Origin of the sequence: Achromobacter veterisilvae, from assembly GCF_900496975.1 — a bacterium.
Taxonomy (GTDB): domain Bacteria; phylum Pseudomonadota; class Gammaproteobacteria; order Burkholderiales; family Burkholderiaceae_B; genus Achromobacter; species Achromobacter veterisilvae.
In genome coordinates this window covers 23,123-49,118 of the sequence record NZ_UFQC01000040.1, presented here as the reverse complement: position 1 = coordinate 49,118, position 25,996 = coordinate 23,123, and the positions used below count along the sequence as shown (strand labels likewise).

Below are 25,996 nucleotides of genomic sequence, written 5' to 3'. Positions count from 1 at the left end.
CTCCGCTGTCGGGATCGCCTTTCCCGGAGCCCCCATGGCCGCCTCGCATTACATCGACGCCACCACGCTGACCGTGCTGACGGTCAACACCCACAAGGGTTTTACCAGCTTCAACCGCCGCTTCATGCTGCATGAACTGCGCGATGCCCTGCGCGAGGCCGGCCCCGATATCGTCTTCCTGCAGGAGGTCCTGGGCGAACACCAGGGACACGCCGAGCGCCATCAGGCCTGGCCCCCGCTGTCACAGTACGAATTCCTGGCCGACACGCTGTGGACCGATTTCGCCTATGGCCGCAACGCCGTCTACCCCGCGGGCCACCATGGCAACGCCATCCTGTCGCGCTATCCCATCGAGCGCTATGAGAACCACGACGTCAGCATGGACGGCCACGAACGCCGCGGCGTGCTGCATTGCGTGCTGCGGCTGCCCGCGCTGCCCTCGCCCGTGCACGCGATCTGCGTGCATCTGGGGCTGCTGGAACGGCACCGGGGCCGGCAACTGGCCCGCCTGTGCGAACTGGTGGCCCACGGCGTGCCGGCCGGCGAGCCGCTGCTGATCGCCGGCGATTTCAACGATTGGCGGCTGCGCGCCGACGGCGCGATGCGCGACTGCGGCGCGCGCGAAGTGTTCACCTCGCGCCTCGGGCGGCCCGCGCGCACCTTTCCCGCGCGCTGGCCCCTGCTGCGGCTGGACCGCATCTATGTGCGCGGCGTCCGCGACTGGCAGCCGGTGCCGCTGGCCTCGCGCGTGTGGTCGCGCCTGTCCGACCACGTGCCGATCTGCGCGGAGATTGCGCTATGAACCTGTGCTGGCGCGAACACAACCGGTACACGCTGCTGGAAAACGGCACCGGCTACTTCCCCGCCGTGCTGGAGGCGATCGCCGGCGCGCGCGAGGAGGTGCTGGTCGAGACCTTCATCCTCTTCGACGACGCCGTGGGACAGGAGATCCAGCGCGCCTTGATCGCGGCGGCCCGTCGCGGCGTGAGCGTGGACCTGACGGTGGACGGCTACGGTTCCGACGAGCTGGGCGAGGCCTTCGTGGGCGCCATGACCGACAGCGGCATCCGCGTCCATGTCTTCGACCCGCGTCCGCGGTTCCTGGGCGTGCGCACCAATGTGTTCCGCCGCATGCACCGCAAGATCGTCGCCGTGGACCGCCGCCATGCCTTCGTGGGCGGCATCAATTTCTCGGCGGACCACCTGCCCGACTACGGCCCGGAGGCCAAGCAGGACTACGCCGTGCGGATCGAGGGCCCGCTGGCCGCGGACATCGCGGACTACGCGCGCGCCGCGCTGGCCGGCGGCCGGCCGCGGCGGCTGGGTCGGCGGCCGGCGCGCTGGGATCCGATGCCGGCGGGCGACGGCGGCGGCCGCCTGGTCGTGCGCGACAACGTGGAGCACCGGACCGATATCGAACGCTATTACCGGGCGGGCGTGCGGGCGGCCCGGCACGACGTGCTGATCGCCAACGCCTACTTCTTTCCCGGCTACCAACTGCTGCGCGACCTGGCCAACGCCGCCCGCCGGGGAGTGCGGGTCAGGCTCCTGTTGCAAGGCGAACCCGACGTGCTGGTCGCCCGGCTGGCGGCCTCCATGCTGTACGACTACCTGATCGACGCCGGCGTGGAAATCTACGAATACTGCAAGCGGCCGCTGCATGGCAAGGTCGCCTGCGTCGATGGCGATTGGGCGACGGTGGGCTCCAGCAACCTGGATCCGCTGAGCCTGGCCCTGAATCTGGAGGCCAATGTGGTGGCGCGCGACACCGGGCTGAACACCGCCCTGCGCCGGAGCCTGGACCGGCTCATCGAACAGGATTGCCGGCAGATCGCGCTGCCCCCGAACTCGACCCGGCGGCTGCGGCGCCTGTGGATCGGCGTCGTGGTGTTCCACTTCCTGCGGCGCTTCCCGGCTTGGGCGGGCAGCCTGCCCGCCCACAAACCCCGCCTGCAATCCCTGCCGATGGCGGCCGAAAGGGAGACGGCATGAGAGTGTTCCGATCCACGCTGACGCGGGCCCTGCGGCACCGCTGGCCCCGGCTCAAGCGGGCCCTCCCCGCGGTGGTCCTGATCGTGGTGGCGGGATTGCTGATCCACTTCGGCCGCGCCGTCGATTGGCCGCAGGTCTGGATCTCGATGCGCAGGATTCCGGCCGGCACCATCGCCCTGGCTTCCGGCCTCGTCGTGGCCGGGTACCTGGCCTACGGCGCCATGGACTTGCTGGCCAAGCGCTACACGCGCCACACCCTGCCCTGGCCCAAGACGCTGGGCGTGGCCATGATGAGCTACGCCCTGAACCTGAACCTGGGCGTGCTGGTCGGCGGACTGGGCGCGCGCCTGCGCCTGTACGCCCGACTGGGCTGCCGCAAGTCGGTCGCCACCCGGGTCGCGCTGTTCTCGGCCGCGTCGAACTGGATCGGCTACGGCTGGCTGGCCGGCGCCCTGTTCCTCATGGGGGCCGTGCCGGTTCCGCAAGGCTGGGGCATCGGCCCGAACGTGCTGCGCCTGCCCGGCGCGGCGCTGCTGGCGCTGGCCGCCGCCTACGTGGTCTTCTGCGCCCGGGCGCGCCGCCGGACCTGGACGTGGATGGGGCAGCACGCGGCCCTGCCGGGCGCCGGCATGGCCGTCGCCCAAAGCGCCGTGGCCGTCCTGTCGTGGGCCATCATGGGCGCCATCGTCTATGTGCTGCTGCAAGGCAAGGCGAGCTACCCGGCGGTGCTGGGCGTTCTGCTGTGCACCAGCTTCGCCGCCGTCATCATCCGCGTGCCGGGCGGGCTGGGCACCACCGAAGCGATCTTCGTGGCGGCGCTGGCGCCGCGGATCCCGGCCCACGAAGTGCTGGGCGCCGCGCTCGTCTACCGGGCACTCTACGCCTTCGCGCCCCTGTGCCTGGCGTTGCTGGCCTTTTCGCTGGCCGAACTGCGATTGCGGCGCGGGCGGCGCGCGGCGCCCGCGGCGGCGGCCCGCCCGGACCCGCCGGGCAAACCGGCCGAGGCGCCGTTCAGGGCTTCGGACTGAGCAGATCCGACAAGGCGTTCCCCAGCTCCTTCACAGCGCCCGTCACGCCTTCGGCCGCGCCCTCGGCGCCCACGCCGACGGCATGGGCGAATCCCTGGGCCACCTGCGCGGAAAAGCCCCGGGTCACCGAGAACTTCGGATTGTCCAGGTTGCCCGCCAGCGAGAAATCGAAACGCAGCGCGCCGGTATTGTCCTTGAGCGCGGCCAGCACCGCCTTGCGGGGCAGCGAGAACAGCGTGCCCTCCCCGCTGAACTTCAGGCCGTGCAAGGCCACGGCGCCCGAGGCGCGCAGTTCGCGGTGGGCGATGGCGGTCTTCATGTCCAGGTCCATCGTGCCCGCGGCGAGCGACCCCGCGCCATTGTCCGCCAGGTACGGCGCCGCGTGGCGGATGTCCATGTTGCGCACGCTGACCTTGATGTCCGCGTCCGTGCCGCCCACGACCAGCCAGCCCTCGGCGCGCACGGTGGCCTTTCCGCCACGCTGCGCGTCGATATCGCCGCTGAACTCCATGTCGCTGCGCTCGCCGTTCCCCGGAATGGCCACGGGGCGCAGGCGCGCCTGGACGCCGGTGAACGGAATCCGGTGCGGGGGCTTGGAAACCGCCGCGTCCTCGAACGTCAGGCGGCCGTCGCGCAGCGCCAGGTCATCGATCCGGATGGCCGCCGCGCGGCGCGCACCGCCTTCGCCGCGTTCGCCGGTGCGCAGCGCGGACTGCAAGGCGGGAGCGATGTTCATGCCGCCGTCCGCCTCGCGCACGACCGCGAAATCGAAGCCTTCGACGACCACGCGCCTGAACACGGCCTCCTGCCGGAGCAAGGCCGACCAGTCGGGTTCCAGCACGATGCGGCGCGCCCGCGCGTCCGCCATGCCGGGGCCGCCGGTCACCGCCACGTCCCGCAGCACCACCTGGGTGAATCCGACCCGCACGTCGGCCACCTGGCCGCGCGGGCCCAGCATGCTGGCGATGCGCTGCTCGGCGATGCGGACCGCGGCGAACGCCAGGACGGCAGCCACCGCGGCCAGCAGGACCACGACCGCCAGGGCGTTGCCCCAGGGCGACCGGCCGCCTCGCGAGACTGCGTTCATGCTCATCGAGCGCTCCCGAAATTAAGGTTGAGGCCGGTGCGCCGGACTCCGCTTCCGCGCAGCCTTGCGCCCGGCACAACCTGTGCATCGTCCTGGATCCGCCCCGGATCATCAATGGGCAAAAAGGATGAGGCGCGCCCGCCTTCAGCGGCGCCGGTGGTCGGACATCAGGCAGGCGCCGGCCAGCACGCCGATCAGCACCGCGCCAGCCATGCTCTTCCAGGCGTTCTGATGCACGTATTCATCGGCGGCCTGCGACGCGTCCCGGGCGCGGTCCCAGGCGGCCCGCTCCCAGCCCTTGGCCTGCTCGCGCGCGGCTTCCAGTTGCTGCTTGAGCCGGTCCCGGGCCGATTCTATCTCGGATCCGCCATAGCTGGCCGTGCTGCGCAAGAGCGCCTCGGTCCCGGATATCAGTTCCCGGACCGTACGCGCGGAACTGTCCGCCGGATGGAACACGTCGCGCAATCTTTCATGCTTGCTCATAGGGTCTCCTTGGAAAACTCCGCTTCCGGCTCCGCCCGGCGCGGTTGCGGGCAGCGTCCGCAAGCGGCGTGCCCGCCAGCCGGTCGATGCCCGGCGTCTGCTGCGGATCCAGGCCGGGCAAGGGGTTGGGCAGGCTGTCGGGCGGCCAGTGGCCGTGCTTGTCTGGCTTGCGGTCCGAGGGATCGGGCGGCTGCTGCTCGGCCGGGCTCTGGTCCGGGGCGGGACGGCCACCTTCTCCGGGCCGCGGCGGGGTGGGCGATGTGGGCTCTGCCATGATGGCCTCCTGAACGGTACGCAAAGCGAGGGAATGGCGCCGGCGGGCTCAGCCCGCCCACCATTGCTTGATCGTGGCGCGCAGCGCCGCGCCGCCCGCCGCCGCGTCTTCCTTGCGCAGCGCGCGGACATAGGCGCCGACCTGCTTGGCCGGTATGTGCGGCGGCAGCGGCGGCATTTCGGGGTCGGTCACCATCTCCAGCACCACGGGCCTGTCCGCCGCCCAGGCCCGGTCCCAGGCGGGGCCCACGTCGTCGGGCCTGTCGACGCGCATGCCTTCCAGGCCCAGCAGGCGGCCGTAGTCGGCGTAGGAAAACTCGGGCAGCCACTGCGAATCCGCGAAGCGCGGATCGCCGCCCATGACGCGCTGCTCCCAGGTCACCAGGTTGAGGTCGCCGTTGTTCAGCACCATGACGATCAGCCTGGGGTCCGCCCAGTCCTTCCAGCGGTGGGCGATGGTGATGAGTTCGTTGATGCCCAGCATCTGCATCGCGCCGTCGCCCACCAGGGCGACCACGGGCCGGTCCGGATAGGCCAGCTTGGCGGCCAGCGCATAAGGCACGCCGCAGCCCATCGTGGCCAGGCCGCCCGAGAGCGACGCCATCATGCCTTCGCGCAGGTCCACGTCCCGCGCGTACCAGTTCGCGGCGGAACCCGAATCGCAGGTGACGATGCATTGCGCGGGCAGCCGCTGCGACAGTTCCAGGAAGGCGCGCTGCGGGTTGAGCGGCCGGGCCTCGACCATCGCGCGCTCGCGCACGGTGCGGCGCCAGCGCGCCACCTGCTTTTCGATGCGCTCGCGCCAGCGGCGCGCCGTTTTCCGCTCCAGCATCGGGATCAGGGCCTGCAGGGTCAGCCGGCTGTCGCCGACCAGGCCCACTTCCACGGGGTAGCGCAGGCTGAGCTTGCGTCCGTCGCGGTCGATCTGCACCGCCCGCGCCTGGCCTTCGCGCGGCAGGAATTCCGAATACGGGAACGAGGTGCCCACCATCAGCAAGGTGTCGCACTCGTTCATCATGTCCCAACTGGGCTGCGTGCCCAGCAGGCCGATGCAGCCCGTCACGTACGGCAGGCCGTCGGGCACCGCCGCCTTGCCCAGCAAGGCCTTGGCCACGCCGGCGCCCAGCAGCTCGGCCGCCTGGCAGACCTCCGGCCCGGCCTCCAGGGCGCCCGCGCCCACCAGCATGGCGACCCGCTCCCCGCGGTTGAGGATGTCGGCCGCGTTGCGCAAGGCGGCCTCGCCGGGCACGCCGGCGTGCGAGGTCAGGCCGATGCCGGTGGGGACCATGCCGTGTTCGCGCGGCGGCGACTCCACGGCCGGCAAATCCTGCACGTCGTTTGGAAAAATGACGCAGGTGACGCCGCGCCGCTCCATGGCGATCCGCAAGGCGCGGTCGATCATGTGGCGGGCCTGCTCGGCGCTGGCCGCCATGTGCACGAAATCGTGCGCCACGTCCTTGAACAGGCTGATCAGGTCGACCTCCTGCTGGTAGTCGCCGCCCAGCGCGCTGCGGGCCTGCTGGCCGACCAGCGCCACCACCGGCTGGTGATCGAGCTTGGCGTCGTACAGGCCGTTGAGCAGATGGATCGCGCCGGGGCCCGAGGTCGCCAGGCAGACGCCGACCTGTCCCGTGAACTTGGCGTGCGCGCACGCCATGAACGCGGCGCTCTCTTCGTGGCGGGCCTGTATGAATTCCAGCGGCGCCTCCGTCCGGCCGAAGGCGCCGATCAGGCCGTTTATCCCGTCGCCGGGATAGCCGTAGACCCTTTTGACCCCCCACTGCGTGAGTCTTTCGAGGACGAAGTCCGACACAGTTTTCATACCCTTCTCCCAATGTGGACGGCGCAAGGCCATGGGAAAGGGACAGCAAGCCCCATGCCGGAGCCTGCGCGCGCCCGATCCGATACATAGGGAAACATCCCGGGCGCCGGTTGAACCCGGCGCCCCGGGCACGGCGCTTGCGCCTGAAACGGCTTCGGCGGACGCGTCGCTTTTTTCCGGCGCCTCGCAACTCACCGGGAGCAGGCATGGCGAAGATCAGAACCCTGATAGTGGCGGGCGAGGCGTTTCCCCTGGCCAAGACGGGCGGCCTGGGAGACGCCATCACGGGAATGGCGCGGGCGCTGGCGCAGGCCGGCATTCCGCTGACCGTGCTGCTGCCCGCCTACCGCGGCGTGCGGGCCCGCCTGAAGCGGGTCCGCGAGGTGGCTCCCCTGCACAATCTCCCCGGCGGCGACGCAAGGCTGGTCGCGGGGACCTGCCCGCAATCGGGGCTGGATTTCCTGCTGCTGGAGAACGACGCGCTCTACGATCGGGCCGGCATCTACCTGGACGAACAGGGCTGCGAGTACGGCGACAACGCGGTGCGCTACGCGGCCCTGGCGCACGCGGCGGCGCGCGTGGCCGGCGGCCTTCCGGGCATCGTCCGCCCCAACCTGGTGCACGCGCACGATTGGCACGCGGGGCTGGTGCCGCTGCTGCTGCGCGCCCAGGGCCTGCGCGATACCCGAAGCGTCATGACGATCCACAACCTGGCGTTCCAGGGCCAGTTTCCGCTGGAATGCGCGGCGGCGCTGGGCATTCCGGAACGCTGCCGCGGCAGCGACGGCGCCGCCGCCTGGGGCCGGCTGAACTTCCTGAAGGCGGGCATCCGCTACGCGGACCGCGTCACCACCGTCAGCCACACTTACGCCCGCGAGATCATGACGCCGGCCTTCGGCTGCGGCCTGGACGACCTGTTGCGCCAGCGCGCGGGGGACCTGCTGCCCATTCCCAACGGCATCGACGACATACTGTGGAACCCGGCCAGGGATCCGCAACTGGGCGCCCTGCGCTTCTCGGTCCGCGACCTGTCCAACAAGGCGCGTTGCAAGGCCGCCCTCCAGCATGAATACGGACTGGAAGCGGCACCGGGCACGGCGCTGATGGCCATGGGCAGCCGCCTGACCGAACAGAAGATGGCGGACGTGGCCGTGCAGGCCTTGCCCGAGGCGCTGGAACGCCATCCGGAATTGCAGGTCGCCATCCTGGGCCGGGGCGACCGGCGCCTGGAAGACGCGCTGCAAGCGCTGGCCCGGCGCTACCCGGGACGCTGCGCCGCCCACATCGGCTATGACGAAGCGGCCGCCCACCGTCTGCATGCCGGTTCCGACATCCTGCTGCACGCCAGCCGCTTCGAACCCTTCGGCCTGACGCCGCTGTACGCCATGCGCTACGGCGCGCTGCCCATCGGTTCGCGGGTCGGCGGCATGGCCGACACCATCGAGGATCCGGGGCCTCGCGCGCCGCTCTCCGCGATGGCGTCCGCCAACGGCCTGCTGTTCGACGGGGACAGCCCCGCGGCGATGTGCGAGGCAATCGCGCGCGCGGTGCATTTGCGCGAGCACGCCTTGCTGTGGCGGGCCATGCAGCGCAACGCGATGAGCGCCGATTTCAGTTGGCGCTCCGCCATCGGCCTGTATGCCAGCCTGTACCGGTCCCTGACCGGTCCCGACGCCCGCGACGCTGTTGCGGCGCGTGCCGACCGCGCCCTCGGCGCCGCCTTGGGCGCGCGGCAACAGTCCGGCAGCGCCATGCCGGCGCCCGTCTAGGGAGGGCTGCGGTGCTGCCGACCACGACCGCCGCCGTCTCCGTCCAGGCGCCCTTGCGCCTGTACCACGCGCGCGGCGGCGCGCCGGACCAGCCGCCCGCGGGCCCCGCGCTCTACGCCCGCCTGCGGCAACGCGGATTCAACGCCGTGCTGCTGCCGGCCCCCTGGCTGACAGGCCCCGACGGCGGCACGCGGGCGCCCCTGGACGCCGACCGCGCGCTCCAGGACGGGGCGCAGGTCCCCATCACGCAGTGGCTCTTACGCACCGCCGAGGAGTTGTCCGAGCATGGACTGGCGCTGTATGTGGATATTGTGCTGGACCGTTGCGCGCGCGGCGCGGTCCCCGGCACCGCCGGCCCGGGCTGGTACCTGCCCCCGCCGCAGGATCCCGCGCTCGACCCGCGCCAGCCGGCGGAAGCGCGCCTGGTTCAATTCCTGCCGGAAGGGCCCCTGCCGCCCGGCTTCCTGGCGGCCTGGACCGCGCGGCTGGAGCGTTGGGCCGGCCATGGCGCGACGGGCTTCGCCTTCCATGCGCCGCAATCCCTGCGGGGCGAGGACTGGGCCGCGCTGGCGACGACGCTGCGGCGCCATCACCCGGGCTTGCGGCTGCTGGCCTGGGCGGCCGGACTCGCGCCCGCGGCGCTGGCCGGCCTGCGCGACGCCGGTTTCGACGGCCTGTTCTCGTCCCTGCCCTGGTGGGACTTCAAGGCCAAATGGCTGGCCGACGAAGACGCCCGGCTGCGCGCCATCGGGCCCGTGATCGCCTCGCCGCCGGGTTCCGGCCTTGCCGGCCCCGGGCCGGGCGCTCGCGGCAGGCGCGCCCTCTGGGCCGCGGCGCTGTGCGCGGACGGCCTGATGCTGGACGATGAGGACGAGCGCGCGCTGCCCGACGTGGAGGCCGTCAACCGCTGGTTCGCCGACGCGCGCCTGCAAGGGCCGCTGCGCCTGGCGGGCGGCCGGGACGGCCGCTGCACGGTGCTGTTGCGCGGCACCGCCGAAGGCGCCACGGCGGCGCTCGCCATCAACCCCTCGGCCGGCGCCGAGGCCGAACTGGACTGGGACGCGCTGGCGCCGATGCTTCCCCCCGCCGATATCGTCCCGCTGGCGCCGCCGGTGGGCGACGCGCCGCCAGGCGAGGTCCTCGCTCCCGGGGACAGCGCCCTGTTCCTGCTCGAACCCACGCAGCCGGTGCGCGAACCGTCCCGGCGCCACCGCTCCCGCGCGGACGGCAGCGCGAGCCCGCGCATCGCGGTCGAGCGGGTCAGCCCCGCGGTGGACGGCGGCGCCTTCGCGGTCAAGTGCATTCCCCATGAACGCATCGCGGTCCAGGCGGACATCTACATGGACGGCCACGAACAGTTGGGAGCGGAATTGCGCTGGCGCGCGGCCGACGAAACGCGCTGGCGCGCCACGCCGCTGGTGCGAGGCGAAAACGACCGCTGGGAGGCCGCGTTCCGGCCGCGCCGCATCGGCGCCCACGAATTCATGGTGAGCGCCTGGCTGGACGCGTGGCAGACCTTCCGGCACGACCTCGAACTCAAGCACCAGGCCGGCCTCGATCTGCGCCTGGAAGTGCAGGAAGGCCTGCAACTGCTGCGCGATGCGCTGGCGCGCGCGGACGCGGCGTCCGCCGCCGACGCCGCGCCCGTGCGCGACGCGCTGGAGCGGCTCGGCGCGCCGGGCCCCGGCGAAGCCGAACCGCCGGCCGCGGAGCAGGTCGCGGTCCTGCTGGACGGAAAGCTCGCCCGCGCCATGCGCGCGCTCGACGACCGGCCGTTCGAGACCCTCGGCCCCCAGTCCTATCCGCTCTGGGTGGACCGCCGCCAGGCGTGCTTTTCAAGCTGGTACGAACTGTTCCCCCGTTCGCAGTCGCCGGAACCGGGGCGGCACGGCACCTTCGGCGACGTCATCGCGCGCCTGCCCGACGTGCGCGCCATGGGGTTCGACGTGCTCTACCTGCCGCCCATCCATCCCATCGGCCAGCGCAACCGCAAGGGACGCAACAATAGCCTGCGCGCCGAGCCGGACGACGTCGGCAGCCCCTACGCCATCGGCGGCGCCGACGGCGGGCACGACGCGGTCGAGCCGCGGCTGGGCAGCCTGGAGGATTTCCTGGGGCTGGTGGACGCGGCGCGCGGCCACGGCATGGAGGTGGCGCTGGATTTCGCGATCCAGTGCTCGCCGGATCATCCCTGGCTGTCGCAGCATCCGGACTGGTTCTCGTGGCGCCCGGACGGTTCCCTGCGCTATGCCGAGAACCCGCCCAAGAAGTACGAGGACATCGTCAACGTTGCGTTCTACGGCGCCCCGCCCCGGCACGCCCGCAGGCTGGCCCTGTGGCGCGCGCTGCGCGACGTGGTGCTGTTCTGGGCCGGCCACGGCGTGCGCATTTTCCGGGTCGACAATCCGCACACCAAGCCCCTGCCTTTCTGGCAATGGCTGATCGCGGACGTCCATGCCCTGTACCCGGACGCGATCTTCCTGTCCGAAGCCTTCACGCGGCCGAAGATGATGTACCGGCTGGCCAAGATCGGCTTCACGCAGTCCTACACCTATTTCACCTGGCGCAACGGCAAGGCGGAGCTTGCCGCGTACCTGCGGGAGGTCTCGTCGCCGCCCGCGGCGGACTTCTTCCGTCCGCATTTCTTCGTCAATACGCCCGACATCAACCCCTACTTCCTGCAGACGTCCGGGCGGCCCGGCTTTTTGATCCGCGCCGCCCTGGCCGCGCTGGGATCCGGGCTCTGGGGCGTCTACAGCGGGTTCGAGCTGTGCGAGGCCGCGCCCCTGCCTGGCAAGGAGGAATACCTGGACTCCGAGAAGTACGAATTGCGCCAGCGCGACTGGCACGCGCCGGGCAACATCCGCGCCGAGATCGCCCGCCTGAACCAGATCCGCCGCGCCAATCCCGCGCTGCAGAGCCATCGCGGCCTGACCGTCGCGGACAGCGGCAACGACCGCGTGCTGGCGTTCTACAAGAGCACGCCCGGCCACGGCAACGTCGTGCTGGCGGCCATCAGCCTGGACCCGTTCCAGCCCCAGGAGGCGCGCATCGAGGCTCCGCTCTGGCTGTTCGGCCAGCCAGACACCGGCGGGATCGCCGCCGAAGACCTGCTGGCCGAAAGCCGCGAGGACTGGCGGGGCAAGACCCGCGCCGTGACGCTGCACCCCGATCAACCCTATCGCGTGTGGCGCCTGTCGCTGCGCGGATGACAGCCCACTCTCTGCCATGATCAGCGAAACCCAGCCCCTCCAGGACGACGGCCTCTGGTACAAGGATGCGGTCATCTACCAGTTGCACGTCAAGTCCTTCTTCGACTCGAACGGCGACGGCGTCGGCGACCTGCCCGGCCTGGTATCCAAGCTGGACTACATCGCCAACCTGGGCGTCAACACGATCTGGCTGCTGCCCTTCTACCCGTCGCCGCGCCGCGACGACGGCTACGACATCGCCGACTACCGCGGCGTGCATCCCGACTACGGCACCGTGGCGGACGTGCGCAAGCTGATCCGGGCGGCCCATGCGCGCGGCCTGCGCGTCATCACCGAACTGGTGGTGAACCACACCTCGGACCAGCACCCCTGGTTCCAGCGCGCGCGCGCCGCGAAGCCCGGGTCGGCGGCGCGCAATTTCTATGTCTGGTCCGACAACGACAAGGCCTACGCCGACACGCGCGTCATCTTCTGCGACACCGAGTCATCGAACTGGACCTGGGACCCCGTCGCCAACGCCTATTTCTGGCACCGCTTCTATTCCCATCAGCCAGACCTGAACTACGACAATCCGCAGGTGCTGAAGGAAGTGCTGTCCGTCATGCGGTACTGGCTGGACATGGGCGTGGACGGGCTGCGCCTGGATGCCGTGCCCTATCTGGTGGAGCGCGAGGGCACCAACAACGAGAACCTGCCCGAGACGCACCAGGTGCTCAAGCAGATCCGGGCGGTGATCGACGCCGAGTATCCGCAGTGCCTGCTGCTGGCCGAGGCCAACCAATGGCCGGAGGACGCGCAGGAGTACTTCGGCGCGGGCGACGAATGCCACATGTCGTTCCACTTCCCGCTGATGCCGCGCATGTACATGGCGATCGCGCAGGAGGACCGCTTCCCGATCACCGACATCATCCGGCAGACGCCGGACATCCCGGCCTCGTGCCAATGGGCGATCTTCCTGCGCAACCACGACGAACTGACGCTGGAGATGGTGACCAGCCGCGAGCGCGACTACCTGTGGAACGTGTACGCGGCCGACCCGCGCGCCCGCATCAACCTGGGCATCCGCCGCCGGCTGGCCCCGCTGCTGGAGCGCGACCGCCGCCGCGTCGAACTGATGAACAGCCTGCTGCTGTCGATGCCCGGCACGCCGGTGCTTTACTACGGCGACGAACTGGGCATGGGCGACAACGTGCACCTGGGCGACCGGGACGGCGTGCGCACGCCGATGCAATGGTCGCCCGACCGCAACGGCGGGTTTTCGCGCGCGGATCCCGAGCGGCTGCCGCTGCCGGTGCTGATGGGGCCGCTGTACGGCTACGAGGCGGTCAACGTCGAGGCGCAGCAGCGCGATCCGCATTCGCTGCTGAACTGGACCCGCCGGCTGCTGGCCCAGCGCCGCCAGAGCCACGCGTTCGGACGCGGGGCGCTGCGCTTCATCTTCGCCGGCAACCGCAAAATCCTCGCCTACCTGCGGCAATGGCACGACACGACCATCCTGTGCGTGGCGAATCTTTCCAGCGCGGCGCAGCCGGTGGAGCTGCCGTTGCAGGAGTTCGCCGGCCGCGTGCCCGTCGAAATGCTGGGAGGCACGCCCTTCCCGGCCATCGGCGAACTGCCCTATCTGTTGACGCTGCCGCCCTATGCGTTCTACTGGATGGACCTGAGCGTGGACGCCGCGCCGCCGGACTGGCACGCCACCGCGCCCGCCCAGATGCCCGAGCTGGTCACGCTGGTGCTGCGCGCGCGCGGCGGCGCCGCGCTGACGGACGCCTCGCGCGAAACGCTGGAGCGCGAGATCCTGCCGCAGTACCTGGCGCGCCAGCGCTGGTATCCGGCCAGCGAGCCGCCCGCCCGCGCCCGCCTGGCCTACGCCACGCCGTTCCCGGACGCCGACGGCGAATACTACTGGGCCGAGGTCGAGCCCGAGGACGGCGTCAGCGGCCTGCGCGCGCAGGCGCCCTTCGTGCTGGCCTGGGATGAAGCCGCCGCCATCCAGTACACCATCGCCCGGGTCCGCCGCGGCGCCGAGGTCGGCCTGCTGGCCGACGCCTTCCTGCAGCCCGGCTTCGTGCGCGGCGTCCTGAAGGCGCTGCGGGCCGGCACGGAACTGGACGGCCGCGGCGTCGGCAAGCCCGGCGACAAGCCCGGCGTCATCCGCTTCCTGCCGGAAGAAGGACTGGCCGCCGTGGAGATCGCCGACGATGCCGAGTTGCAGTGGCTGACCGCCGAACAATCGAACAGTTCGGTCATCGCCGGCGGGCGGATCATCCTGAAACTGATACGCGCCGTGCGGGCCGGCGGGTCGCCCGAGGCGGAGATGACGCGCTACCTCACGCGCGCCGGCTACGCCAACGTCCCGGCGCTGCTGGGCGAAGTGCAGCGCGAGGACGCCGACGGCGTGATCCATACCCTGGCGATCGCCCACCGCTACGTCGCCAACGAAGGCGACGCGTGGAACTGGACGCTGGACACGCTCAAGCGGACCCTGGCCAATGCGCTGCTGGTCGGGCAGGATCCCGAGGAATTCGAACAAAGCCTGCAAGGCTACGCCGTCATGGCGGCGACGATAGGCGAACGCCTGGCCCAGATGCACGCGGTGCTGGCGCAGCCCACCGACGATCCCGCGTTCCGGCCGCGCCGCGCCACCCAGGCGGACGCCGACGCGCGAGCCCGCCACATCCAGCGCCTGCTGGACCGGGCGGAACAGGACCTGCGCGCGCGCTACGACAAACTCGAAGCCCCCTCCCGCGCCTGCGCCGAGTGGTACTTCGAGCACCGCGCCCGGCTGGCCGCGCGCGTGGCCGCCATGGCGCAGGCGGAATCCGGCGTCCTGTGCCTGCGCTCGCACGGCGACTTCCATCTGGGACAGGTGCTGGTGGCGCAGGCCGACGCCTACCTCATCGACTTCGAGGGGGAACCCGCCAGCGGCCTACGGGCGCGCCGCGCCCTGGCTTCGCCCTACCGCGACGTCGCCGGCATGCTGCGCTCGTTCGATTACGCGGCCGCGTCCATCGGCCGCGCGGACGCCATAGGCGGCGCCTCGACGGACGCGAACGCCGGCGCCGGAGAGACGCCGGGCGCGCCGGCCGGGGCGGCAACCGCCGAACTGCGCGACGCGCTGCTGGCGCGCTTCCGGTTGCGCGCGGCCGAGGCCTTCCTGCAGGGCTACCGCGACGCCCGTCCCTCGGCCCTGATTCCGCCCGAGGACCGGGAGGCGGACCTGCTGGCGCTGGCCCAAGTGGAGAAGGCTGCGTACGAGGTGAGCTACGAAGCGGCCCACCGTCCGGACTGGATCTCCATTCCCCTGTGCGCCCTGACCGAACTGGCGCGCAATCTGCTGTTGTCGGCCGCGATCGACGCGGAAGGAAAATCGCCATGAACCAGGACGCCCGGACCGACTCCGCCGGCGCGCTCGACGCCGCCACGCTGGCCGCGCTGGCCGCGGGCCTGCACCGGGATCCGTTCGCCGTCCTGGGACCGCACGAGGGATGGCTGCGCGTCTATGCGCCCGGAGCGCTGGGCGTGGCTGCGCTGGATCCCGACGGCGTCCGCGAGCCGCTGCGCGAACAGGCGCAGGGGCTGTATGTCGGCCAGGTGGCGCGGGCGCGTCCGGGCGACGGCGCCTCGTACCGGCTGGCCATCCAGTGGCCCGGCGCCGAACAGTTGACCGCGGACCCCTATGCCTTCGGCCCCCTGCTGGACGAGGCCACGCTGAACCAACTGGCCGAAGGCTCATGGCGCGCCGCGGACGAGGCGCTGGGCGCGCGGCTGGCCGAGATCGACGGCGTGGCCGGCCTGCGCTGCGCCGTATGGGCACCCAATGCCAGGCGCGTCGCCGTGGTGGGCGACTTCAACGGCTGGGACGCCCGCCGCCACGGCATGCGCCTGCGCCACCGCGCGGGCGTCTGGGAGATCTTCATTCCCGGCGTCCAGGCCGGCGAACGCTACAAGCTCGCCGTGACCGGCGCCGACGGCCGCCAGCAACTGAAGGCCGACCCCATGGCGCGGCGCAGCGAAGCGCCGCCCGCCACCGCGTCCGTCGTGGACGATCCCGCCCCGCACCCCTGGAAGGACAAGGCATGGATGCTAGAACGCCGCGAACGCCACTCTCCCGCCGCCCCGCTTTCCATCTACGAAGTGCACGCCGGCTCCTGGGCCGCGTCCGGCGAAGGCGCCTGCCTCTGGGACCGGCTGGCCGACAAGCTGCCCGCCTACGCGCGCGCCATGGGATTCAGCCATGTGGAACTCATGCCGGTCATGGAGTACCCGTTCGGCGGATCCTGGGGCTACCAGCCCCTGGGCATGTTCGCGCCCACCGCCCGATATGGGACGCCCGCCGCCTTCGCGCGCTTCGTCGACCGCTGCCACGGCGCCGGCATCGGCGTCATCCTGGACTGGGTGCCCGCGCACTTTCCCGATGACCCGCACGGTCTGGCCCGCTACGACGGCACCGCGCTGTACGAATACGAAGACCCGCGCGAAGGCTACCACCCGGACTGGCACACGCTGGTCTACAACCTGGGCCGCACCGAGGTCAAGGCGTTCATGATCGCCAGCGCGCTGCACTGGCTGCGCCGCTTCCACATCGACGGCCTGCGGGTGGACGCCGTGGCCTCCATGCTGTATCGCGACTACAGCCGCCAGCCCGGGCAATGGATCCCCAACCGCCATGGCGGCCGCGAGAACCTGGAGGCCGTGCAGTTCCTGCAGGAACTGAACGGCGCGGTGCGCGGCGAATTCCCCGACGCGATCATGGTGGCCGAGGAGTCCACCGCATGGCCGGGCGTGACCGCGCCGGTCGCCGACGGCGGGCTCGGCTTCCATTACAAGTGGAACATGGGCTGGATGCACGACACGCTGCGCTACCTGGCGCAGGACCCGGTGCACCGCAAGCATCACCACCACGACATCACTTTCGGCATGGTCTACGCATACAGCGAACGCTTCATCCTGCCGCTATCGCACGACGAGGTCGTGCACGGCAAGGGCTCGCTGCTGTCCAAGATGCCGGGCGACGCCGCGGCCCGGCTGGCCAATCTGCGCGCCTACCTGGGCTTCATGTGGGCGCACCCCGGCAAGAAGCTGCTCTTCATGGGCGGCGAACTGGCCCAGCCCGCCGAATGGAACCACGACGCCACGCTGGACTGGGACCTGCTCGACCGCCCCGGGCACCGCGGCATGCAGCGGCTGGTCGCGGACCTGAACGGCCTGTACCGCGGCCTGCCGGCCCTGCACGCGCTGGACGCCGATCCGGCGGGCTTCGCCTGGACCATTCTGGACGACGCCGACAACAGCGTGGTCGCGTTCGTCCGCCGCGGCGGCGGCCAGCATCTGCTCGCCGTTTCGAATTTCACGCCCGTCGTCCGCCACGGCTACCGCATCGGCGTTCCGCTGGCGGGCCGCTGGACCGAGAAACTGAACACCGACGCCATGGACTACGGCGGCGGCGGCCAGGGCAACCGGGGCGGCGCCGGCACGGACGATATGCCCGCCCACGGCCAGCCCCAGTCCCTGTCCCTGACCCTGCCGCCGCTGGCCACCCTATTCCTGCTGCATGAAGGCTGAACGCATATGGACCCCACTCAATTGACGCGCATCCACGCCGGCCAACCCTATCCCCTGGGCGCGGTCAGCGACGGCCTGGGCGTGAATTTCGCCGTGTTTTCCGCCAACGCCACGCGGATCGAACTCTGCCTGTTCGACGCCAGGGGCCGCAAGGAACTGCGCCGCTTCGACCTGCCGGAATGCACCGACGAGATCTGGCACGGATACCTGCCCGACGCGCACCCTGGGCTGGTCTACGGCTTGCGCGCCCACGGCCCGCACGATCCGCGCAACGGCCACCGCTTCAATCCGCACAAGCTGCTGCTGGACCCCTATGCCAAACAACTGACGGGCCCGCTGCACTGGAGCGACGCGCTGTTCGGCTACCGCATGAACCACGCCCGCGCCGACCTGAGCATCGACCGCCGCGACAGCGCGCCCGCCATGCCCAAGGCGATCGTGCCGGAGGAAACGCCTTTCAACTGGGGCAACAGCAGATCGCCGGCCACGCCCTGGAGCGACACCATCGTCTATGAAGTCCACTTGCGCGGCGCGTCCATGCTGCGCGAAGACCTGCGGCCGCCGCTGCGCGGCACCTGCTCGGCCCTGGCCGATCCGCGCTTCATCGAGCACCTGCAGCGGCTGGGCGTGACCGCCATCGAACTGCTGCCGGTCCACGCCTTCCTGCAGGACCGCTTCCTGACCGAACGCGGATTGCGCAATTACTGGGGCTACAGCACGCTTTCCTATTTCGCGCCGGAACCCGCCTACCTGCAGCAGAATCCGAACGAACTGCGCCAGGCGATCCGCCGGCTGCACGCCGCAGGCATCGAAGTCATCCTAGACGTCGTCTACAACCACACCTGCGAAGGCAACGAGATGGGGCCCACGCTGTCCTGGCGCGGGCTCGACAACGCCAGCTACTACCGCCTGGTGCCGGGCGAGGAACGCCACTACATCAACGACACCGGCTGCGGCAACACCGTCAATCTCTCGCACCCTCGCGTGCTGCAGATGGTCACGGACTCGCTGCGCTACTGGGCCGCTTCCTACGGCGTGGACGGTTTCCGCTTCGACCTCGGCGTCACGCTGGGGCGGGAAGGCACCGGCTACGATCCCGGTTCGGGCTTCTTCGACGCCGTCCTGCAGGACCCCGTGCTGGCCCGGCTGAAGCTGATTTCCGAACCCTGGGACATCGGGCCGGACGGCTACCAGTTGGGCAACCATCCGCCCGGCTTCGCGGAATGGAACGACAAGTTCCGCGACGGCGCGCGCCGCTACTGGCGCGGGGACGAGGGCATGCGCGGCGAGATGGCGGCCCGCCTGTGCGGATCGCGGGACCTGTTCGACCGCCGCCATCGCCGCCCCTGGGCCACGGTCAACTTCATCGCGTCCCATGACGGCTTCACGCTGGCCGACGTCGTCAGCTACGACGGCAGCCACAACGAGGCCAACGGCGAAGGCGGCAACGACGGCCACGGCGAGAACTACAGCCACAACTGGGGCGACGAAGGCCCCACGCAGGACCCGGCCATCCTGGAGACGCGGACGCTGGCGCAGCGCGCCCTGCTCGCCTGCGTGTTCCTGTCGGACGGCACGCCCATGCTGCTGGCCGGAGACGAATTCGGCAACAGCCAGGAAGGCAACAACAATGCCTATTGCCAGGACAACCCGGTGTCGTGGCTGGACTGGACCCAGGCCCAGGGCGACGCGGGCCGGGAACTGAGCCGCTACGCGGCCCGCCTGATCGCGCTGCGCCGCGCCCATCCCAGCGTGCGCGCGGCCCGCTACGGCGACGCGAACCGGGAAGTCTGTCCGGGCGTTGCCGCCATGGCCTGGTTCGACGCCGCCGGCTCGCCGATGGACGAGGCCGCCTGGGCCTCGGACCAGGAACGCGTGCTGGCCTTGCGCCGCGCCGCCCCGCGCGAAGACGGCAGCGCCGACGTCACCCTGCTGATGCTGAACCCGGGCGATGAGGCCGTTTCCTTCCAGTTGCCCGGGCCGGCCCTCGCCTGGATCCGCGAACTGGATTCGGCCACCCTGGCGCCGGCCGCCCCGCTGGCCGAATCCGCCGTCACCGTCGCCGCGCACAGCGTGCTGCTGCTGGCCGCGGCGCACGTGCCCGGAGGCGCGCCATGACCCAGGCCTGCTCCTTCGGCGCCGTTCCGCTGGCCAGCGGCGTCACGCGCTTTCGCCTGTGGGCGCCGTCCGCGCCCGACGGGCTGGCCCTGGAAGTCGAGGGCCACCCTCCCATCGCGATGCGCCCCGGCCCGGACGGGTTCGCGCAGGCCGACGTCGATTGCCCGCCGGGCGCCCGCTACCATTACCGGCTCGATGCCGAGACCGTCGCGCCCGATCCCGCCTCCCGGCTGCAGGACGGCGACGTGCACGGCGACAGCATCGTGGCCGCGCCGGACGCCTACCCGTGGCGCCACCCGGACTGGCCCGGCCGCCCCTGGGAGGAAAGCGTGGTCTATGAAACCCACGCCGGCCTGGAAGGCGGCTATGCGGGATTGGAGGCCCGGCTGCCCGAACTGGCGGCCCTGGGCATCACGCTGCTCGAACTCATGCCCATCGCCGATTTCCCGGGGCCGCGCAACTGGGGCTACGACGGCGTGCTGCCCTATGCGCCGGACACGGCCTACGGCACGCCCGACGAACTGAAGCGCCTGATCGACACCGCGCACGGACTGGGCATGGGCGTGATGCTGGACGTGGTCTACAACCATTTCGGTCCGGACGGCAACTATCTGCCGCGCTACGCGGCGCCTTTCTTCCGGCAGGACGTCCGCACGCCCTGGGGCGACGCCATCGACTTCCGCCAGGCGGCGGTCAGCCAGTTCTTCAAGGACAACGCGGTGTACTGGCTGACCGAATACCGCTTCGACGGCCTGCGGCTCGACGCCGTCCACGCGATCGCGGGACACGAATGGCTGCGCGAACTGGCGCGCGACGTGCGCGGACGCGTTCCGCCGGGGCGCCGCGTGCACCTGGTGCTGGAAAACGACGACAACCGCGCGAGCCTGCTGCAAGGCGACTACGACGCGCAATGGAACGACGACGCCCATCACGTGCTGCACGTCCTGCTGACCGGCGAGGCCCAGGGCTATTACGCCGACTACGCCGACCGGCCGGCGCAGGCGCTGGCGCGCTGCCTGGCCGAGGGCTGGCTGTACCAGGGCCAGCCCTCGCGGTATCGCGGCGGACAAGTCCGCGGCGAACCCAGCGGCGGACTGCCGCCCACCGCTTTCGTGCTGTTCCTGCAGAACCACGACCAGACGGGAAACCGCGCCCGCGGCGAACGCCTGGCCGCCCTGGTGGACGAGCCCGCCCGGCTGCGCGCCGCGGTGGCGCTGCAACTGCTGGCCCCGCAGATTCCGCTGATCTTCATGGGCGAAGAACGCGGTTCGCGCACGCCCTTCCTCTATTTCACCAGCCATGCCGACCCCGCCCTGGCCCAGGCGGTGCGCGACGGCCGGCGGCGCGAGTTCTCGGCCTTCGCGGCATTCTCCGGCGATGGCGCGCAAGCCCTCCCGCCCGACCCCAACGATCCCGCCACCTGCCTGGCGAGCCGGCCCCGCGCGGTCGGCGGCGACGCGCAGGCATGGATGCGCGACTATGCCGCCCTGCTGCAATTGCGCGCCCGTCTGATCGCGCCCAGGCTGGCCGGCGCGACCAGCCTGGGCGCCGCCGCCATCGGCGGACACGGCGTCTTCGCCCGCTGGCGGCTCGCGGACGGCGCGCGGCTGGCGGTCTACGCCAATCTCGGGCCGCAACGCCAGCCCGTGCCCGCCGCGTTGCGGGCGGGCGAGGACGTGTACGGCACGCTGCTGTTCGAGTCCCAGGCCGGCGGCCGCGACGCGCTGGCCTTGGGCGAGCTGTGCGGCGACACCGCCGTATGGCTGCTGGAGGAACCCGCATGAGCCCGGCCGGCGCGAACGATCCCGGCCTGCCGGAGCTGGCGGCCATGGCGGGCATCGCGGAATACTGGACCGACGCGCGCCGGCGTCCGCAGCGCGTCTCCGCCGATACCTTGCGGGCGCTGCTGACCAGCCTGGGCCTGCCCGCCGCCAGCGCGAGCGACGTCCGCGAGAGCGCGCAGCGCCTGGCCGAAGACGCCGCCCGGCTCCCGCCCCTGCTCGCGGCGCGCGGCGGCGCGTCCCTGGCGCTGCCGTCCTCCGCGCGCGGCCCCTGCCGGATCCATTGCGAATCGGGCCGCGTCGTCGAAGGCCGCGTCGTTCCGGCGCAAGCCGGCCCCGTCCTCGCCGTGCCCGACGAGCCCGGCTACCACGCGCTTTCCTTTGCCGGCGGCCAGACCGCCGTGCTGGCCGTCGCGCCCCGGCAGGCGCCCAGCCTCGCCGAATTGACCGGACAGCCCGATGCGCGCTGCTGGGGACTGTGCGCGCAGGTCTACAGCCTGAGACGGGGGCCCGGCGCCGGCGCCCTGGGCGCCGAAGACGACTTCGGGGATTTCGGCGCGCTGCGCGAGCTGGCCGTCCTGGCCGCCGAACATGGCGCGGACGCGCTGGCCATCAGCCCGGTGCATGCCATGTACGCCTCGCAGCCCGGCCGCTGCAGCCCCTACTCCCCGTCCAGCCGGCTGTTCCTGAATCCCCTGTATGCGAACCCGGCCGCGGTCCTGGGCGCGGCGGCGCTGCGCCGGGCCCAGGTCGAAGAACCCGGCGGCCCGGACGGCGCGGCCTGCATCGACTGGCCGCGCGCGGGCGCGCGGCGCCAGCGCCTGCTTCGCGCGCTGCACCGGCAGTTCCGCGCCTCGGCGCCCGCCGACCTGCGCCAGCGCTACGCCCGGTTCTGCGCCCAGCAGGGCCAGGCCCTGCGGGACCACGCCGTGTTCGAATCCCTGCATGCCGCGCGCGGCGCGCAGGCGCCCTGGACCCAATGGCCCGCGCAATGGCGCGACCCGGAGTCGGCCTGCGTCAGGCGCTATGCCCGCATGCACGCCATCGAGGTGGACTTCCACCAGTTCGCCCAGTGGCTCGCGGCCGAAAGCCTGGCCCTTGCGCACGCCGCGGGACGCGAGGCGGGAATGCGGGTGGGCCTGATCGCGGACCTGGCCGTGGGCGACAGCCCGGACGGCAGCCATGCCTGGGGACGCCAGGCGGACCTGTTGCCGCGCGTCGCGATCGGCGCGCCGCCCGACATCCACAATCCGCTGGGGCAGAATTGGGGCTTGACCGCTTTTTCGCCGCGCGCGCTCGCCGCCTCGGGATACGCCGCCTTCATCGACATGCTGCGCGCGACGCTGGCGCACGCGGGCGGCCTGCGCATCGACCACATCCTGGGCATGGCGCGGCTGTGGCTGGTGCCCGAAGGCGCGCCGCCGACCGAAGGCGCCTACCTGCGCTATCCGTTGCGGACCCTGCTTGCGCTGACGGCGCTGGAGGCGTGGCGCCACCGCGCGCTCGTCATCGGCGAGAACCTCGGCACGGTGCCCGACGGATTCGACCAGGAACTCGCGGACCACGGCGTCCTGGGCATGAACGTGCTGTGGTTCATGCGGCGGGCGCCGGACCCCGTGCCCGCCGATACCGCGGATCCGGCGCTCGGGCCACCCTCCGCCTTCGCCGCAGCGCGGGACTGGCCGCCCGGGTCCGCCGCCATGACGACCACGCACGACCTGCCCACGCTGCGCGGCTGGTGGACCGGCCGCGACATCGATTGGCGGGTCAAGCTCGGCCTGCTGGGCCCGGACGACAGCGAAGAGACGCTGCGGCGCGGCCGCGCGGCCGACCGCGTCCTGCTGTCGCAAGCCATGGGCGGTCCGGCCGCGGCGCCGCCCTCGGAACCGCCGCTGGCGGACCTGCTGCGCTTCGTGTCCGCCACGCCCTGCCCGCTGCTGCTGGTGCCGATGGAAGACCTGGCCGGCGCGCTGGACCAGCCGAACCTGCCCGGCACGATAGACGTGCACCCGAACTGGCGCCAGCGCCTGCCCCTGGACAACCCCGCCTGCTTTGCCGACCCGGCCGCGCGCCTGCGGCTGGACGCGATGCGCGGCGGCCGGGGCCGGCCATGAACCCATCGGGCGCCCCAAAGGGCGAATACCGGAATACGCGGCGGGAAGGCAGTGGAGCCGGCCCGCCCCGCGCCACGGCCCGGCTGCAACTGCATGCCGGTTTCACGCTGGACGACGCGCGCGACCGCGTGGACTACTACGCGGACCTGGGCGTCAGCCATCTCTATCTGTCGCCCATCACCCGCGCCCGGCCCGGCTCCACGCATGGCTACGACGTGATCGACCACGCCGCCGTCAATCCCGAACTGGGCGGCGAGCCCGCCTTGCGGCGCCTGGCGCAAGCGGCGCGGCGGCGCGGCCTGGGGCTGATCGCGGACATCGTCCCCAACCACATGGCCGCGCATCCGGCCAACCCGTGGTGGCGCGACGTGCTGGCGCTGGGCGAGGCCAGCGCCTACTCCCGGCACTTCGACATCGACTGGCAGACGCCCGACCCCGCGCTGCGGGGCAAGGTGCTGCTGCCGGTGCTGCCCGGCCCCTATGGCGATTGCCTGGCGCGCGGCGATCTCCGGCTGCGCCGCGACCCCGATAGCGGCGAACTCGAACTGGAAGCGCCGGGCGGACGCTATCCCGTCGCGCCGCCGTCGATACCGCGCGGGATCGAGCCGCGAGCGCTGGCGCGTCTTTACGATCCCGGCGAGGAAAGCGGCCGGGAGCGCCTGCACCGCCTGCTGGAGCGGCAACATTACCGGCTGGCCTGGTGGCGCACCGCGCCCGACCAGATCAACTGGCGCCGCTTCTTCGAGATCAGCGAGCTCGTGGGCGTGCGGGTCGAGGACGAAGCCGTCTTCGACGCGGTCCATGCGCTGATCCTGCGGCTGTACGCCGAAGGCATCCTGGACGGCCTGAGGATCGACCACATCGACGGACTGGCCGCGCCGGGCGCCTACCTGCGCCGCCTGAACCAGCGCCTGGCCCAGGCATGCGCCGGCCGTCCGCCCGCTTGCGCGCAGCCGCGGGCCTATCTGGTGGTGGAGAAGATCCTGGCGCCCGGCGAAGCGCCGGACCCGCGCTGGCACATCGACGGCACGACCGGCTACGACTTCATGGACCAGGCCGGCGCGCTGCTGCATGCGCCCGCCGCCGAAGCCCCCCTGCGCGCGTTCTGGCAGGCCCTGACCGGCGACATGCGCCAGCCGCGGGAACAGTTGGAGGCGGCCCGCCGGCGCATGCTTGCGCGGCATTTTCCGTCGGAACGGCTGGCGCTGGTGCGCAGCCTGGAGCGCATCGCGCGGCTGGACGGGCACACCCGCGACTGGAGCGCGAACGCCATCGACCGCGCGCTGTCCGCCATGCTGGCCGCTTTTCCCGTCTATCGCACCTATGCCGAGGACGGCGGGCGCGGCGAGGCCGACCGCCAGGTGTGCCGCGAGGCCTTGCGGCGCGCGGCGGTCTTGCTGGACGCCCGCCCCGGCACGGCGGACGCGGCGCTGCTCGCGCAAGTGGACCGATGGCTGGACGGCTCGGACGTGCCCGGGCTCGACGCGCCCGCCCGCGCCGAGCGCGACCAGGCGCTGCGCCGCTTCCAGCAATTGACGCCGCCCCTGGCCGCCAAGTCGCTGGAAGATACGCTGCTGTACCGCTACGGGCCGCTGTTGTCGCGCAACGAGGTCGGCGCCAGCGCCGACGCCTTCGCGCTGGCGCCGGCCGCCTTTCGCGCGCTGGTCGACGCGCGCGCCCGCGCGCATCCGCACGCCATGCTCGCCACCGCCACGCACGACCACAAGCGCGGCGAAGACGCCAGGGCCCGGCTGGCCGTCCTGAGCGAAATGCCGCAGCGATGGCGGGACACCGCGCAGCGCTGGATCCAGGCGCTGCCTGCCGGCGAGGCGCCCACGCTGGCCGACCGCTACCTGCTGGTGCAGACGCTGGTCGGAGCGTGGCCGGCCGACTGGGACGCGAGCCGCGGCGCGCAGCCCGGCGACGAGGCCGCGCATTGGCTGGAACGCGTCGCGCAATGGCAGTTGAAGGCCTTGCGCGAAGCGAAACTGCACACCTCCTGGACCGATCCGGATCCTGCCTACGAAGACGCGGCCCGGGGCGCGCTCGGCTTCCTGCTGGCCGATACGCGAGGCCGCGAACTGCTGGGCGAGATCGCCGGGTTCGCGTTCGAACTGGCGCCGGCGGGCCTGGTCAACAGCCTGACCCAGACGCTGCTGCGCAACACGCTGCCGGGCGTCCCGGACCTGTACCAGGGCACGGAGCTATGGGATTTCAGCCTGGTCGATCCCGACAACCGCCGTCCGGTCGATTATGCGCGGCGCGAATCGCTGCTGGCCGAGGCGCGCGGCGCCGCGCCCATCGACCTGTCGGAGTCCGCCTGGCGCGGCGGCTCGGTCAAGCTGACGCTGATCCAGCGGCTGCTGGCGGCCAGGGCGCGCCTGCCGGCGCTGTTCGCCCAGGGCGGATGCGCCGCCGTGCCGGCCGAAGGCCCGCGGGCGGAACAGGTGCTTGCCTGGCTGCGCCAGCACGAGGGCCAGAATGCCCTGATCGTCGCGCCGCACCTGTGCGCGCTGCGGCTGGACGGCTATGCCCGCGGCCGGTCCGCGCAGGCGCGCGGCCATTGGGCGGACACGGCGCTGCGGCTGCCCCCGGCGGCGGCCGGCGGCGCCTGGCACGACGCGCTGGACGGCCGCCGGCTGAGGCCGCTGGCCGACGGCCGCCTGCCGCTGGCCGAGATCCTGCGCGACATGCCCGTCGCGCTGTGCCTGTCCGTCCGGAACTGACCGCCCGGATTGCCGGTCCGCCCGGC

15 protein-coding genes are annotated in these 25,996 nt (G+C 71.9%); 11 read left to right on the top strand and 4 right to left on the bottom strand.

Annotation, left to right across the window (positions count from 1 at the left end; translation table 11 throughout):
* Positions 1 to 34 precede the first annotated feature (34 nt).
* Genes AVE30378_RS26700 through AVE30378_RS26690 form a run of 3 tightly spaced genes read left to right on the top strand, consistent with a single transcriptional unit; the run spans position 35 to position 3,020 of the window.
* The gene (locus AVE30378_RS26700; RefSeq protein ID WP_129245301.1) at positions 35 to 802 is read left to right on the top strand and encodes an endonuclease/exonuclease/phosphatase family protein; all 768 of its coding nucleotides are present in this window, start codon (positions 35 to 37) and stop codon (positions 800 to 802) included.
* Positions 799 to 1,992 carry a cardiolipin synthase ClsB gene (clsB, locus tag AVE30378_RS26695; protein ID WP_129245298.1) on the top strand — a complete coding sequence of 398 codons (1,194 nt, stop codon included), beginning with the start codon at positions 799 to 801 and terminating at the stop codon, positions 1,990 to 1,992. The genes AVE30378_RS26700 and clsB overlap by 4 nt, the downstream gene beginning before the upstream one ends.
* Positions 1,989 to 3,020, top strand: a complete 1,032-nt coding sequence (locus AVE30378_RS26690; protein WP_129245296.1) for a lysylphosphatidylglycerol synthase domain-containing protein — start codon at positions 1,989 to 1,991, stop codon at positions 3,018 to 3,020. The genes clsB and AVE30378_RS26690 overlap by 4 nt, the downstream gene beginning before the upstream one ends.
* Here AVE30378_RS26690 and AVE30378_RS26685 read toward each other — a convergent pair.
* The 4 genes from AVE30378_RS26685 to AVE30378_RS26670 all read right to left on the bottom strand — a co-directional run bounded on the left by AVE30378_RS26685 (position 3,004) and on the right by AVE30378_RS26670 (position 6,685).
* Positions 3,004 to 4,113 carry a DUF748 domain-containing protein gene (locus AVE30378_RS26685; protein ID WP_129245294.1) on the bottom strand — a complete coding sequence of 370 codons (1,110 nt, stop codon included), beginning with the start codon at positions 4,111 to 4,113 and terminating at the stop codon, positions 3,004 to 3,006. The two genes, AVE30378_RS26690 and AVE30378_RS26685, sit on opposite strands and share 17 nt — an antisense overlap.
* A gap of 138 nt (positions 4,114 to 4,251) precedes the next feature.
* Positions 4,252 to 4,590, bottom strand: coding sequence for an ElaB/YgaM/YqjD family protein (locus AVE30378_RS26680; protein WP_129245292.1), 339 nt, complete (start codon positions 4,588 to 4,590; stop codon positions 4,252 to 4,254).
* Complete coding sequence (locus AVE30378_RS26675) at positions 4,577 to 4,864, bottom strand: hypothetical protein (protein WP_244235155.1); 288 nt, start codon at positions 4,862 to 4,864, stop codon at positions 4,577 to 4,579. Before AVE30378_RS26675 ends, AVE30378_RS26680 begins: the two co-directional genes overlap by 14 nt.
* Before the next feature lie 48 nt (positions 4,865 to 4,912).
* On the bottom strand, positions 4,913 to 6,685 hold the full coding sequence (locus tag AVE30378_RS26670; protein ID WP_129245290.1) for a thiamine pyrophosphate-requiring protein: 1,773 nt from the start codon (positions 6,683 to 6,685) through the stop codon (positions 4,913 to 4,915).
* 206 nt (positions 6,686 to 6,891) lie between these two features.
* Here AVE30378_RS26670 and glgA point away from each other — a divergent pair, with 206 nt between their 5' ends.
* The 8 genes from glgA to treY are packed head-to-tail and all read left to right on the top strand — an operon-like array spanning position 6,892 to position 25,970.
* Positions 6,892 to 8,454 carry a glycogen synthase GlgA gene (glgA, locus tag AVE30378_RS26665; RefSeq protein WP_129245288.1) on the top strand — a complete coding sequence of 521 codons (1,563 nt, stop codon included), beginning with the start codon at positions 6,892 to 6,894 and terminating at the stop codon, positions 8,452 to 8,454.
* Positions 8,455 to 8,468: 14 nt separating this feature from the next.
* Positions 8,469 to 11,666: an alpha-1,4-glucan--maltose-1-phosphate maltosyltransferase gene (locus AVE30378_RS26660; RefSeq protein WP_129245320.1), complete on the top strand. Its 3,198-nt coding sequence runs from the start codon at positions 8,469 to 8,471 to the stop codon at positions 11,664 to 11,666.
* 16 nt (positions 11,667 to 11,682) lie between these two features.
* Positions 11,683 to 15,045, top strand: coding sequence for a maltose alpha-D-glucosyltransferase (gene treS / locus AVE30378_RS26655; RefSeq protein ID WP_129245286.1), 3,363 nt, complete (start codon positions 11,683 to 11,685; stop codon positions 15,043 to 15,045).
* Entirely contained in the window at positions 15,042 to 17,231 is a 2,190-nt protein-coding gene (gene glgB, locus AVE30378_RS26650) for a 1,4-alpha-glucan branching protein GlgB (RefSeq protein ID WP_129245284.1), read from the top strand. Before treS ends, glgB begins: the two co-directional genes overlap by 4 nt.
* A gap of 6 nt (positions 17,232 to 17,237) precedes the next feature.
* Positions 17,238 to 19,349, top strand: a complete 2,112-nt coding sequence (glgX, locus tag AVE30378_RS26645; RefSeq protein ID WP_129245282.1) for a glycogen debranching protein GlgX — start codon at positions 17,238 to 17,240, stop codon at positions 19,347 to 19,349.
* The gene (treZ, locus tag AVE30378_RS26640; RefSeq protein WP_129245280.1) at positions 19,346 to 21,133 is read left to right on the top strand and encodes a malto-oligosyltrehalose trehalohydrolase; all 1,788 of its coding nucleotides are present in this window, start codon (positions 19,346 to 19,348) and stop codon (positions 21,131 to 21,133) included. Before glgX ends, treZ begins: the two co-directional genes overlap by 4 nt.
* The gene (gene malQ, locus AVE30378_RS26635; RefSeq protein ID WP_129245278.1) at positions 21,130 to 23,244 is read left to right on the top strand and encodes a 4-alpha-glucanotransferase; all 2,115 of its coding nucleotides are present in this window, start codon (positions 21,130 to 21,132) and stop codon (positions 23,242 to 23,244) included. The genes treZ and malQ overlap by 4 nt, the downstream gene beginning before the upstream one ends.
* A complete protein-coding gene (treY, locus tag AVE30378_RS26630; RefSeq protein ID WP_129245275.1) occupies positions 23,241 to 25,970 on the top strand; it encodes a malto-oligosyltrehalose synthase in 2,730 nt (909 codons plus the stop codon). The genes malQ and treY overlap by 4 nt, the downstream gene beginning before the upstream one ends.
* The last annotated feature ends 26 nt before the right edge of the window (positions 25,971 to 25,996 follow it).